Raw genomic sequence first — 12,872 nt, forward strand, 5'->3', positions numbered from 1 at the left:
TGCAACCAGAACAGAGCATCGACCACCTGTTACCATGGGAATTTGCTAAACGCTAGGTGGGATCACCAGACGCTTACGAATATTTAGCAAATAAGTGCAATGAAGAACTTGATTCGTTTTTTAAGAAAATGGATTGTAAAAATTCCGCTAGAGATGATTTTAACAAAGAGTATCCCCCCAGAGGAACTGACGATTATAGTGAAAAATTCTACCGTCCATTAAGTGAAACGGATTTGACACAAAAAAGAGAAGAGCTAATAAAATTAATTAAGGTCATCTCGCCCGTAGCTAAATTTGGGAATGAGCAAATAGAATTAACCGTTGATGATTTAGCAACAGAAATTCTATTCATAGAAAGATATTTATTAAAAGTGGAACCTAGAGATTACAGGCCACTATGATGAAAATTTCAACCATTAGAAATTTGCTTTTAACACTGGCTGTAAACGTAATTTTTTTCGCCTCTACTCAACTGCATGCTCAGGAAGTATCGAGATCTGATACGGCCTTAAATGGTGCAATATCAACTTTCGTTCAAAATGTATTAACTGATGACACGGCAGAGTTTAATCAATTTGTAAAAGCAATGATGATTGCAATGACTTTTATCGGTATAGCCTGGTATGTAATTGGTTGGGCTTTGAACAAATATGATGTAGGAACTTTAGTAGTTTACTTCATATCATGTTTTGTGATCTGGGCTTTTTACGCTAATTACAATGAGGCGCTATCAGATTTATGGGGATGGTCAGACTCCATTGGATTAGGCATTCAAGAGCAAGCCACCGGTACAGACGATAAACTATTTGTTGTAAATAAATTAATGGAAACAATTGGAAGGTTCTTTCTTGATGATATTTCGATACTTGATGGACTACTTGCTATTACCGGAATGTTGTTTTTCACCCTAATTACTCTAATCCTAAAAGTTGTTGTTTTCATCGCTTCACAATGGAGTATTTGGGGCTATGCGTTCTGCAAAATAATTGGGCTTGTTTTCCTACCTTTAGTCCTTTGGCCTGTAACCCGTTCAGTGTTTACTAATTGGTTTCAAATGTTCATGGGATTCTGGTTTTTTAACTTGTTTATCAAAGTCGGCCTAACTCTCTATTACATTTATTTTAGCGCGATATTCGGCGTGGTAGATGGTCCAGTTTCATTCAACCCTGTTGCTGATCACATAGCTATTATGCGTATTAATTTACACATGCTTGTCGGGATTATGTTTCTTATTTCGCTAGGTGCATTGTCAGGGATGATGGCGCAAGGCTTCGGTGGTGCCGTTTCTGGAGCAAGTAGGGGGATGGCTAATACAGGCAAAGGTGCGGCCAAAGTAATTACACAGCTAATCGCCAAGATATAAATGAGAAATATGAATATGAATAGTTCACATAACAACATCATAGAGCAACACAACGAAGATGAATCGACAAAAATAAATGAAACCGTTCCGAAACTGGTTTCTATGAACACTAAAATATATTTAGCGTTACTAGTAAGCCTGGTCATTATCGTAGTGCAGGGATTTTGGATTAACTCCGCAAATATACGCGCTGAAATGAATACAGAAATGATTTTCATGAAGATGTATCCAAATGGGACTTGGGATGTGGAATATAAAAAATCTGGTGAAGAAGCTGATTTTTTCCCATTAACCATTGATAAATTATTGTTCGATTTTGTTGAAGCAAGATACGGAGTCAATCCCCATTCTATGCGCCGAAATTATGGTTTTGCTATTACATTCATGTCGCCAACATTAAGAACATCATTTGTTGGTTCTGCTGACGAAGACTATAACGCAGCGGAAAAAGCTAAACATTTTACTCAAAGAGGTTGGACTGAAGAAATTAGATTGAGATTCATTGACCATTTTGATGTATCTGCGGGTTCATTTATTGGCGGGGATTCTGAAATTTATAGAACGAATATATTTATTGAAAGAATACTTAGAGATAAATCAGGGCAGCAACAAGGCGAACCAGTTAAAGAAGTCATCAATCTGCATTGGCGAATAAAGTCATCTAAAACATTAAACAAACTAACTCGTGACGAACTTAGAGCTAATCCTATCGGTATAGAAATTTTGAAAGAAAAAATCACTTTAGACATATCCGAATTGGAATAACACAAACAAGCAGGAATTATTATGAATAAATTAATAACACTAACGGCTTTTTCTTTATTTTCATTAAGCGCCAGCGCTCTTGATTGTGTGAAAATCGGTCATGAGTCAGGGAAAACATATGATATTGAAGGAACAACGAATACATTTACACATGTGATACTGCCTGAAAATATAATGCGCAATACTACTGTTATTGTGGGGAATTCAGATCTATGGACTAGTGATACGGCAGGGCCTCATATTTATATCAAACCTACTTCTACCCAAGCGCAAGGTGTATCGACTTCATTGTCAGCAGTCGGTGAGTCAGGCACTAGTTATGATTTTAAGATTAACAGGAAAAAAGCGATCAAGAATACGTGCTATGAAGTCACCACAGGCACATTATTTTCTGACAATGAAAGACAGGCACTTTCGTTGCGCAAAAATGACTCACAGGACAGCACTAACGTTGAACTAGCCCGTTTATATAGAGATAAATATAACCAAGCAACAAGAGACGCAAAGGAGCAAGAGAGAACCGCTGTTTTAGAAGCGCTCCGCAGATACCGTTATCAAATATATACACGCTATGACTGGGATAAACCCAGTAAAAATTATCGTAAGTCGCGTACTACAAATAATTTTATAGGTGATGGTTTTGTTTCAGATATTTACGATGATGGAAGATTTACATACATAAGAGTACATAACCAAAACAAGGGGATCATGATTGTCGAAGCTGAGCTTGAAGGACAAACTGAAATCATAGAAGCAAAATTCGATACTCTTAATAAAATGTACACTATTGCAGGAATATTCCCCAAATTTACACTTAAATATGCTGACTCAGAATTTGATATCAGTAGAGGTGATAACAGTACTTTTGGGGAGTACTAATAATGTCTGAAACAATTATTGAGTCTACCGAAGATTTTGATGAAGAGAGCCCTTCTTCTATAAAACAAGGAGCACAAAGGTACTTCATTTTAGCTGGAGTATTAACCACTTTGTTATTCATCTATCTGTTTGTGAGTATGTCAATGGATGATGATTCGGATGATAACAGTGTTAATAAAAAAACTTCGGTACCAGAGCAATTACAGGAAGCGGATATTAACAACCCTTCTAGCGCTGTAGCTGAATTTAATCGTTCACTCGAACAAAATGGGCAAGCACCACAAGCTGCAAATCAGAAAGTAGCAAATTCAGGTTTACCCGATGATCTCTCACCACGTAAAACTGCATCAAATATTGATGTAACTGAAAAGCAGGACAGGCGTAGACAAAAAAACGCTAAACCTGAAAAAGAGATCACTATAGCGCCAACGCCTTTTCAAAAATTTCAGGAGCAAGAGGAATTAAGAGCAATGCGTTCTTTGGCTTCCCTCAGTTCATTAGGGGATGATTCAGCGTTTTATGGTGATGAAACGCAGTCATCAAAAAGGAATACGCGATCTGTTCCTAGTAACCCTCCCCAAACTATTGAAGAAAAGCAAACGGCTATTAGGCAGCAAATTTCTGAAATAACAGCGTATAGAGAAGCCATTGAACGCGGTGATATAAATCCCTCAACTCCACCACCTTCTATTCAAAATCTAATGAGAGGTGATAAATGAAAATTTCAACTTTGTCGTTTGTTATTACATCGTTACTGTACTCGCTAGCAAACGCGCAGGAGATACAAGCACCGATTCAAGCACCTAAACAGGAATTGGTAAAAGCTGTTGATGATGGACGAAAAATTTTAGGCACTACAACCATCATTAAGGCGGCTCTCTCTCAAAAGCTAATATCTGATTATCCAGGTCCGTTCAGAGCGTATGTAACCCATGATGTTTACGATTCAACCTATGAATACGTCCTCATACCTAAAGGCTCTAAGATACATGGAAATGTTGTTCGTATAGCGAATGTAAACGAGCCTATTAGCGCGAGAGTTGGATATATCATTCATTCTATAATCAGGCCAGATAACGTATTAGTTGATCTTTCCAGGGACGCAGCTGTCGATCACGAAGGTGTATCTGGTATAGAAGATGAAGTAAATAGGCATTTACTTGCACAATTTCTTGGCGTTGTTGCTTATGCATTAGTTTCATCAGGTTCAGACGGTCAAACTACTGGGGGTTTAACGGGAACTGTTAATACTAACGCAGAGATAGCCGCACAAACGAGAGAGCAATTTTCACCCATTGCGCAGAAATATTTAAACCTTGTGCCCACAGTAACAATAAATAGCGGTCAAACATTTAATGTGTTCATCGTCGCGCCTAAACGTATTACGCCATATGGAGGAATTTTCGATGATTTCGCCAGCAACTAAAGTTCTTTTATCAACTTTTTTTCTAATCCTAAGTGTGAAGTCTTCAGACTTGTACGCTTCAGATTTAAACGCATATGTGAGGACAAATTACCCGGCGAATATTAGAACCGTTGGTCAACTAGCTGAATATATTATCGATGGGACCGGCTACAAAATTTACAACGGTAAGAATGCTCCAGACGATGCTAGCTCGATTTTACATAATACCTTACCACACCAACCTTCGGGGCTAGTTTTGTCAAGAAAGGATGCATTGCTGATCGCTATTGGTCAGAAGAATTCTCTTGTTGTGGATTACGAAAACAAGTTGGTTTCAATGACAAGGAATCCACATCATGAGTAAAAATTTAAATGTGGCGTTACTCGTTTTTTTGTTAACAAGCTGTGCTTCAAATACAAATGTATTAAGAGACCACATAACAAAATTGAATCAATCTGAGCGTATTATCCCTCACGATTTTTCGAAGAAATATACCGATGTTATTGAACTGGGATTAGATAAATCAACAGATAAAAAACAATCCATAGAAACTGAAGTTACCTATGTAGCACCACAGAACATTGAAAGAATATCTAAACAAAAAGAACAAAGTGCCTCAAAACTATTAAAATATGTAGATATAGAATTTCTCAATGAATCAGCAGAAATTAACGACAAAAATTTATCTCTGTCTCTAATATCTGAAAACATCGATACAGAATACTTTCTCATTATTGGGCATAGTCACGGAGTCAGTAGCGTTGGAGTTGAAACGCTTTCGTCGAAACGTGCAAGGAGCTTGTCAGTAGCACTTATCGAAACAGGGATACCCAAAGACCATATATATTTTATTAGTGCCTGGAGTGATGGGGGAATGAATTACAGTATTTCGAAAGGCGTAAGAGTGGTAGGTTTACCCGCTGAATTAAGCGAAAACGCTGCATTAATCACTGGTATAACAAAAGTGGGGCTCTGATATGAAAAAAACAATATTTCTTATACTCAGCGTTCTATTTTGTACTTCCGTTATTGCAACTGACGACCAGGATGCACGAAATTTCATAGATGATAATTCATGTGAAATGAGCAATAAAGAAGTGTCGGTCTGCGCTGTAATAGTCTGCGATTTTGGATTGCTTTTTGGGGAATGGTCAAGTGAATGCACCGACCATAAATGGAAACTTATTAGGTGGGCTTCTAATCCATTTTCCAGTCTACCAAAGTGTTTCGATAGAGACTCTAATTGTGAGAGAAACGGGGCTGGGCGCAGTGCTGAAATTTCGCAAGATGATTGTGATCTAATGCATACCGATATTGAGAGAGAAACATGTGAATTAGCTCTAGATCCAAATATCGATTGGAGCCAAGTTGCACCGTATGATGGACCATTAGTTAGGCCAGTAACTCAACCTATCCCGCCAAATATTCCAGATCCCGATTTGCCTGTATGTTCAAGTAATCAGGCAAATTGTCATCATTACCAAATACCCTGATAATAAAATCCTAGAAGTTTTTAGGATTTTTTATTTATGATAACTGTTCTTGAATCTGGTAAATGAATTACACCAGTTGACTCTAATGCTATGCGAATTTTTTCTAGAGTTTCAATTTTAAAATTAGTTAACGTTTCAGAGTTTTCAACACGAACAATCGTAGATTTAGAGACCATCGATTTAGCCGCTAAATCATTATATGACCACTTTAAAACGGCTCTACTTGCTCTTATTTGTTCAGCTGATATTAAATACATATGTAACCCCATAAAATACAGCTCAAATTTTACCATACTTAAAAGCGTTATTATTAGAGGTACATGAAAATAGGAGCGAAAGCTCAGAAAAACGACCAGAGCAAGAGCCACTTCTAAAACAAAGACCAGAGCAAGAACACTTCTAAAGCAAAGACCACAGCAAGAGCATGTTTCTAACAGCGTTAGGGTTGATTAAGTTGGATTATCTCGTTTGATGACTAATTAGCCTTACCGCCGCTTATCTCAGTGATTTTCAACTAAGCCTGGATAAATTCCACAGTTCGCTACGCCATGCCCTACACCCGTTCAGATTCGCTTCGCTCTCTTAGCTGCGGCTTTGTTCATGCGGTTGAATTTATCCAAGCCTAGTTGAGAGGGAATCACGGAGCGCCGGAAGAGCAAGGCAAATTAGACAACAAACGAGGCTACTTATGACAACTTTAATCACCCTAAACAACACTGATAAAAACACTTCTTCTCTGCGAGGCGGAGCTAAGAAAAAGCAAGTTTCAAAAAAACGCAAAACACCCAACGCACAATCAATATTGGCAAAAAAAGAGCTGATCCAAAAAAGCGCACTAGCTAAGCAAATTATTAAGAAGAGAATAGCCGAAGCAAAAACCGAAGCTGAAGCTTTTGCCGCATGTTCTCTTCGAGTGAATGACATTCTAATTCAGTGGCATCATGTCGAAACAGGGGCGAAAACATTTTTAACTTTTAATCAGTGGAAGGAAAGAGGATTTAGAATAAATAAAGGTGAAAAATCTTTTAAAGTTTGGTCCTCGCCAATCAAAGGTAAGCGTGAAATTGAAGTAACTGAAGTTAAAACCGGTGAAGATAAAAAAATCGAAGAAAACTACGAGCTTTTTGCTATGTGTTCGCTATTTCATGAGGGCCAAGTCAGCCCACTTGACGAAAACAGCAAAGAGGCAATAGACGAAAGCTTGATGACTCAATGTATCGGTGAAAAAGTTGAAACTATTTTGTTATCTAAAAATTCCGGTAAGTTTGGTCAATATTTGGGTTTTGTTGGAGCCGCTGAGCGAATTAAGTGTGAAGGTATAACATTTGATATATACAGAAATGTAGAAGCAGAAGACAACTATTTCTATAAAGTGGTCAACGTTATTACGGGAAAAACGCACACAGTTAACGATCAAAACGAACTATATTTAGCTGTTAGGGAAGTATCTAAAAATATCATTCAATACATGGCATTGCCGGTTGTTGAAAAAGAAATTTTTATTCCTGAAGAACCCGCAAAAAAACAACATATTGAACCAAGTAATAAAACAGAAGCTAACCAGGCATTAGCTAATAAATTTATTAAACTTGCTGAGGGGCTACAAGGCAAAATTGATAACTGTTTTGCTGATAGATTAACTAATACGCCTAGACGTCTGAAGCAAGCTAACGAAGCTAGGAATGAGGGCGAAAGGTTAGACAGAACACAAAAAGCGCTTTTAGCATTATCTAAACTTCATGCAGCCGGCAACGTACCCGAAGAACTAAGAGGTATAAAAAGTAAATCAGCGATTTATGATTTATTAAGCGGAAATAAAACCCTAATTACTAATGGTTGGCATTCATATCATAAGGATACCGGCGAACGTTCAAACTTAAGCCCTGAAGCGGTGGCAATATGGGCGCTATTAGAAGAGAAAACCGAAGAGCAAAAAAAATCTGAAGCCTTACAAATTAAAGTTGAGAACTTGCAGTTTACAAATATTAGCGGTTACTTTCCAACGCATGAAAACGTAACAGGCAGAATGCTAGAACTTGCCAATATATCAAAGGAATACATCGTAGCCGATACGAGCGCGGGTAGTGGTCATATTCTCGAAGCAGTAAAAAAATCATTTCCAAATATTTTAGCCGATGCTTATGAGATAAATCATGATTTGTCTGAAATTTTAGAGGGTAAAGGTTTTTCTGTAGAGCATTGTGATTTTCTGACCGTTGAACCATCAGCCAAATACGACCGAATTTTGATAAACCCACCATTTGAAAAATTAGCGGATATAGATCATGTTATCCACTCATTTAAGTTTTTAAAGCCCGGAGGTAAATTGATAGCGGTAATGTCGCCTGGTCCATTTTTCAGAATGGATAAAAAATCTAAATATTTCAGAAATTGGCTAGTTGAATTAGACGGATATTACGAAGATTTACCAGAAAATTCATTCAAGCAGTCAGGAACTAATGTAAGTACTAAATTGATCGTTATCAATAAGCCACTAGGCGATGAAAATACAGAAGATAACCCTTTTGCTTGCTCTGACTTCGAAGATAAACAAGAGGGCCGGAGGGAGCGTTTAGAGAGTAGAGCAGAAAAAGCAGCGATTATGAGCGCAAAATTATACAACGAAGGGCATAAAATGGCTGATGTTATCCCCTTCGGTCAACCGATTTTAATCGGACACCATAGCGAGAAAAGAGATCGAGGATACAGAGCTAAATTTGTAGCCAAATTTGATAAATCTATGGTCCTTAAAAGTAAAGCTGATCATCTAAGTGAAAGGGCTGCAACTGTGGGGCGCGGCGGCATAGCATCGGATGATCCCAATGCTATAGCGCAGTTAAAAGCTAAATTACTAAAGTTAGAAGCAAAACAATTGTTTATGAAAAAAGTAAACAAAGCTATTAAGAATAATGATAGTGAGCTGCTTTTAGATTTTGGATTAAATCAAACTCAAATAGATAGTTTGAAAACACCTAGTTTTCTTAATAAAATTGGTTTTGCATCTTATGAAATGACTAATAACAGCGCAAATATCAGGGCTACGAAAAAGCGTATAACTGACCTAGAGTTTATGCACAATCAGGAGCCTATCAACTACGATAGTGAGGAGTTAAAGGTTTATATTTCTGAAGGTCGTATTCAATTTAAATTCAAAAATGGGAAACCCAATAGTCAAATTAGAAAGGAAATGTTTTCAAATGGGTTTAAGTTTTCTAACGTTAATAGTGCATGGGTGCGGAAAGTTTCACTGAATGCTTTGCGTGTATCAAAATATCTAATCAATATAGTTGAAAGCCTATTGCCTAGTGAGAATTTTAGCGGCTAAGGGCTATCGCGCCCTCTTCATTCCAAATGCGCTCGAAGAAAAAACTTTCGAGCCTTTTTTTCAGAATGAATTCACGACTCCTCAGTATTATCAGTTTTTTTTGCAAAATGTCCTGCTATGAACCATGTGCACATAGAACCTATAAAAAAAGCGAAAGTAAAAAGTAGCACCGGCAAAGCCAAAATATACTTATTAAGAAGCGAAAGAACTATGAACATCAAAATGGTTAGGATCGTCGTTATGATAACGGCTTTTCCTTGAGATACCTCGGCTCTAGAGTTGCACTGTTCAGAAAAACTTTTCATTTTAATCCCTATTTGGTCATATGCGTATCTGAGTAAATATAGCAGAAATTACATTTCCTAGGCTTTTAAATGATTTTGGGTTGATTTTTTTCCCGTTGCAAGCCACATTTATATCGAATAACAAGGAAATATAATGGCTGATCATAAACTATTGTTAGAAAATTCTCGTAAAGTAGATAAAGCCTATAACGCTTGGTTGTCAGTACCTAATTCAAAGGAATTAAGAAATATTTATGAAGCACTCCAGGTTGAGTTTAATCACGATTTAATTGAAGTTAAAAACAAAATAGTGTGTCATTCCTCTTACTCTGGAAGTTCATTCAAATAAGACTTGCCGTCATCAAACATAAAAAGATAGTCAAACTCAGCACTTACCTCATCAGTTAGATTAGCTAGGGAGCTAAAAATGCTAGAAACACTGGCAATGAATACCTGAAAGTCTCTTTTGTTTGTATTTTGTTCTGCGTTAGCTGAAAGTAAAGTTTCTATTGAATCTTGGAACTGTTCGTGATGACTCTCCGTAATGAACTTACTTCCTTCCATTGTCCCATCTATCTTTTCCAACGCCTTGCTAAAAGTATCTTTTGAAAAATCTATAACCATGATTCTAATGCCCTGTACTGGGTTTTTAGGGACCATAACGACTTTCGTCATATCCAAAAATTCTTTTGGATTTTTTAATTTTAAGCGGGAATATAAATCGTTGTTGTTCTTGTAAATTACATAATCTTTTGACATCGTTTTGATTACTTCTTGCAGACCATATCCAGTGATAAAAAAATCATTGTGTTCAAGCAATTTTACGCAAGTACTAGTATCAACAATTTTAGAGTTTAATTTCATACGCGATACCCGTCTATCCACAGCGATAAATGCGAAGTTATCAAAGTCGAAGCATGCAAACATAGTCATAATAAAATCCTTTTAAAATCAGTTGTTTGATTATGGGTAAATATCTAGATTACCGGTTGAGCTCACGCCTTAACATAGTGATTTGTGAGCGATAAGCTTTCGTAAAGGAAAAAAGCCACTTAAAAATAAGTGGCTTTTAAGTTGGCTAAATAGAGCCAGATTTGTTGAAGTAAGGGAATTGGTATTCCCTTACTTCGATACGAGTCGATTTAGTCTTTACGTCTAAACTTCAAGATTTCAAGCACAATGCGCAATAAAATCAGGGCGACCGCTAAAATTGATGTGATCAATTCTAACATTACGTTTCTCCTATTTTCATAGGAAAAAGCTCACAGAAAAAACACCTTCAATACCTTGTTTCTCTGTTCCACTCTTCGTCTAAGAATTATGTGCCTCTTCCTTTGGGTTAGATGTGTCAACGGGTTCCAAACCGCGACCAAGGATTTTACTTCAAACCTTTGATACCCAAATTCATTAGCTTTCTCAAACAGTTACAGTTTACACAATTGTATTGATAAGGGCAGGTTAAATTGCTTGCATTTGTACACATATTGTGTAGTATAAGAGGTGTCTAAGAATTATGTGCTTCACATAAAACAGATTAGCCCGAACTTCCAACTCGGGTTTTTTTGTGCCCTAAATTTATTATTAGTCTCTTGAGGGTTTTTGTGTCATTTTTTCAACTGCTCTTTTCCCGCTTCTAAAGCACGCTGGTTCTCTTCGTCACTGGGTAACGCCGATTGAATATCACAGTCTGGTATTTTAGTTCTGTTGAATGAAAGTTATCCACTGTTTTTGTGGATAACTTTATTGATATTTAACTACAAAATACAACTGTATTAATATACAGTTTTTGTATGCCATGTTTAAGAAGAAAGTATCACGGGATAGTGGTTTATTTATCCCCCGAAATAAAAGACGGTAAACGCCCTCTTTGCGGCCAGACTGTGCCTGTTATTAAAGGTGATGAGTGGTCCAATATTTTTTTTGATGGTTTCATCGATAAAAGTCTCTTATCTGAAGAGCGTAAAGCATTAATAACTGGGATTACGGGGTATACGCCTGGAGAACAATACTTTAGTCAATGGATTGATATTAACGTCGAATCTCTTCTTATGGGCATCTACACGGCCCATGGTGTGAAATTGGTTCTAGATAATGAAAAGCCAGTTATTGTTGGTAAACGGGTGTTACCCGGAATTGACTACAACGTGATCCCTTCTAATGTATATAAAATTGGTAAATAAATGTGCTTAGTATCACATTGTTATTGATGGTTAGTCGATATTTTTACAGTTCGTTTGTGATATCAGGTAATCCATTTAAACGATCTATATGAGCTTGTGCTTTTATATGTTCGTTTTCAACCTCTAAGGATATTTGGTCGATCCTTCTAACGCTAATGTACCCCCATCTCTTCGCTAAACTTTTTCTATCCCAACCTTTAGCTTTGTAGGCATTGACGAACGCCAATTTATCCATTTTTGTTTCCATTTATTTTCTTCTCATATTAATTATATACTTAAAGCACTGGCCCAGAGACCGTTTATATATTTCATAGTTAGACTAAAAATTGACTAGAATGAAAGTAATCATTGTTGATAAACTAATCAAGTAAACTATTGATGAAAAATTCATAGTAAGTTTACAGATTATTATAATAAATAGGCTTATCAGCCGAACAGAAAAGCCTTATTTTATGAGGTGTTTTACGTTTAAATTCTTGTAAGTGAACTTTTATACCCTATAATGAACTTGAAGTATTTGCTTATTTCAAAGTCCAGTATGGCAACTTTTTAGTTGTCCATACGGACAATGAAGTTGCCTCTAAATTGAGGTATATAAATTATGAATAATATGATTGAAGTAGATATAGTTACTTTTTCAAACTTAATTAACTCATTTAATTTCACTGTCGTGCCTTCTTGTGAATGTCAGGATTTATTGAATGATTACATTGATGTTAGTGGAACTATAATCGCTCAGCATGAAACTATTGGCTGCGGTGATATTTATTATATTAATAATAAATTTAAAGAGCATATTATAGCGCAAGCTTAGGCTTACTAGCCGACTCAAAAGCCTCAATTTTCATTGAGGCTTTTCACTATCTGACCTTTCTAAATCGAATTAATCCTTATTCAAACATCGGCAAATAGTACTCTTAGAACTGAATAATAAAATAGCTATTGGTTATATTTGCGATTGTTCGGGAGTGGGCGTTACCTCACGGCCATTCTGTTATGCAAGCACTCAACCAGACAAGAAGATCTCTGTTTTCGCCCGGCTATCGCACGGGTAACTGCCATTAACGCAAAAGCACTGGGGGCTATCGTTCCCCCTTGAGCCACTAAATTAGATACATCCCCCAAGTTTCCGCGCTTCGCTTGTGCAACTAGGGCGGTTCCCCCTGTCTCGAATTTA

General features: G+C 36.9%; 17 protein-coding genes. 13 read left to right on the top strand and 4 right to left on the bottom strand.

Annotated elements, in window-relative coordinates:
- Window positions 1–56: 56 nt before the first annotated feature.
- The 9 genes from GQS54_RS22370 (at window position 57) to GQS54_RS22410 (ending at window position 5,906) form a co-directional block, all read left to right on the top strand.
- Window positions 57–401 carry a hypothetical protein gene (locus GQS54_RS22370; RefSeq protein ID WP_166426138.1) on the top strand — a complete coding sequence of 115 codons (345 nt, stop codon included), beginning with the start codon at window positions 57–59 and terminating at the stop codon, window positions 399–401.
- Window positions 401–1,363, top strand: a complete 963-nt coding sequence (locus GQS54_RS22375; RefSeq protein WP_166426139.1) for a type IV secretion system protein — start codon at window positions 401–403, stop codon at window positions 1,361–1,363. Before GQS54_RS22370 ends, GQS54_RS22375 begins: the two co-directional genes overlap by 1 nt.
- A gap of 15 nt (window positions 1,364–1,378) precedes the next feature.
- Window positions 1,379–2,128 (top strand): hypothetical protein, encoded by a 750-nt coding sequence (locus GQS54_RS22380; protein ID WP_166426140.1) that lies wholly within the window; start codon window positions 1,379–1,381, stop codon window positions 2,126–2,128.
- 21 nt (window positions 2,129–2,149) lie between these two features.
- Window positions 2,150–3,007 carry a TrbG/VirB9 family P-type conjugative transfer protein gene (locus GQS54_RS22385; RefSeq protein ID WP_166426141.1) on the top strand — a complete coding sequence of 286 codons (858 nt, stop codon included), beginning with the start codon at window positions 2,150–2,152 and terminating at the stop codon, window positions 3,005–3,007.
- Between the two features lie 2 nt (window positions 3,008–3,009).
- Window positions 3,010–3,726 carry a hypothetical protein gene (locus GQS54_RS22390; RefSeq protein WP_166426142.1) on the top strand — a complete coding sequence of 239 codons (717 nt, stop codon included), beginning with the start codon at window positions 3,010–3,012 and terminating at the stop codon, window positions 3,724–3,726.
- Window positions 3,723–4,433: a TrbI/VirB10 family protein gene (locus GQS54_RS22395; protein ID WP_166426143.1), complete on the top strand. Its 711-nt coding sequence runs from the start codon at window positions 3,723–3,725 to the stop codon at window positions 4,431–4,433. Before GQS54_RS22390 ends, GQS54_RS22395 begins: the two co-directional genes overlap by 4 nt.
- On the top strand, window positions 4,414–4,776 hold the full coding sequence (locus tag GQS54_RS22400; RefSeq protein WP_166426144.1) for a hypothetical protein: 363 nt from the start codon (window positions 4,414–4,416) through the stop codon (window positions 4,774–4,776). The genes GQS54_RS22395 and GQS54_RS22400 overlap by 20 nt, the downstream gene beginning before the upstream one ends.
- Window positions 4,769–5,389 (top strand): hypothetical protein, encoded by a 621-nt coding sequence (locus GQS54_RS22405; protein ID WP_166426145.1) that lies wholly within the window; start codon window positions 4,769–4,771, stop codon window positions 5,387–5,389. The genes GQS54_RS22400 and GQS54_RS22405 overlap by 8 nt, the downstream gene beginning before the upstream one ends.
- Before the next feature lie 325 nt (window positions 5,390–5,714).
- On the top strand, window positions 5,715–5,906 hold the full coding sequence (locus GQS54_RS22410; RefSeq protein WP_166426146.1) for a hypothetical protein: 192 nt from the start codon (window positions 5,715–5,717) through the stop codon (window positions 5,904–5,906).
- 20 nt (window positions 5,907–5,926) lie between these two features.
- On the opposite strand, the gene GQS54_RS22415 is transcribed toward GQS54_RS22410, so the two are convergent.
- A complete protein-coding gene (locus GQS54_RS22415; RefSeq protein ID WP_166426147.1) occupies window positions 5,927–6,163 on the bottom strand; it encodes a helix-turn-helix transcriptional regulator in 237 nt (78 codons plus the stop codon).
- Between the two features lie 431 nt (window positions 6,164–6,594).
- On the opposite strand from GQS54_RS22415, the gene GQS54_RS22420 reads away from it, so the two are divergent.
- Together GQS54_RS22420 and GQS54_RS22425 are read left to right on the top strand one after the other, a co-directional pair.
- Window positions 6,595–9,231, top strand: a complete 2,637-nt coding sequence (locus GQS54_RS22420; protein WP_166426148.1) for a DUF3560 domain-containing protein — start codon at window positions 6,595–6,597, stop codon at window positions 9,229–9,231.
- Between the two features lie 438 nt (window positions 9,232–9,669).
- Window positions 9,670–9,864: a hypothetical protein gene (locus GQS54_RS22425; protein ID WP_166426149.1), complete on the top strand. Its 195-nt coding sequence runs from the start codon at window positions 9,670–9,672 to the stop codon at window positions 9,862–9,864.
- On the opposite strand, the gene GQS54_RS22430 is transcribed toward GQS54_RS22425, so the two are convergent.
- Entirely contained in the window at window positions 9,840–10,448 is a 609-nt protein-coding gene (locus GQS54_RS22430) for a hypothetical protein (protein WP_166426150.1), read from the bottom strand. The genes GQS54_RS22425 and GQS54_RS22430 overlap by 25 nt on opposite strands.
- 857 nt (window positions 10,449–11,305) lie before the next feature.
- Between GQS54_RS22430 and GQS54_RS22435 the strand changes: the two genes are divergently transcribed.
- Entirely contained in the window at window positions 11,306–11,695 is a 390-nt protein-coding gene (locus GQS54_RS22435) for a hypothetical protein (protein WP_166426151.1), read from the top strand.
- A gap of 43 nt (window positions 11,696–11,738) precedes the next feature.
- Here GQS54_RS22435 and GQS54_RS22440 read toward each other — a convergent pair whose 3' ends face one another.
- Window positions 11,739–11,942, bottom strand: coding sequence for a hypothetical protein (locus GQS54_RS22440; RefSeq protein ID WP_166426152.1), 204 nt, complete (start codon window positions 11,940–11,942; stop codon window positions 11,739–11,741).
- Between the two features lie 354 nt (window positions 11,943–12,296).
- Between GQS54_RS22440 and GQS54_RS22445 the strand changes: the two genes are divergently transcribed.
- Window positions 12,297–12,509, top strand: coding sequence for a hypothetical protein (locus GQS54_RS22445; protein ID WP_166426153.1), 213 nt, complete (start codon window positions 12,297–12,299; stop codon window positions 12,507–12,509).
- A gap of 161 nt (window positions 12,510–12,670) precedes the next feature.
- On the opposite strand, the gene GQS54_RS23120 is transcribed toward GQS54_RS22445, so the two are convergent.
- Window positions 12,671–12,872, bottom strand: a 202-nt coding sequence (locus GQS54_RS23120; RefSeq protein WP_205967890.1) for a hypothetical protein, incomplete at its 5' end; no start/stop codon positions are given.

Source organism: Paraglaciecola sp. 20A4 (assembly GCF_011378905.1).
Taxonomy (GTDB): domain Bacteria; phylum Pseudomonadota; class Gammaproteobacteria; order Enterobacterales; family Alteromonadaceae; genus Paraglaciecola.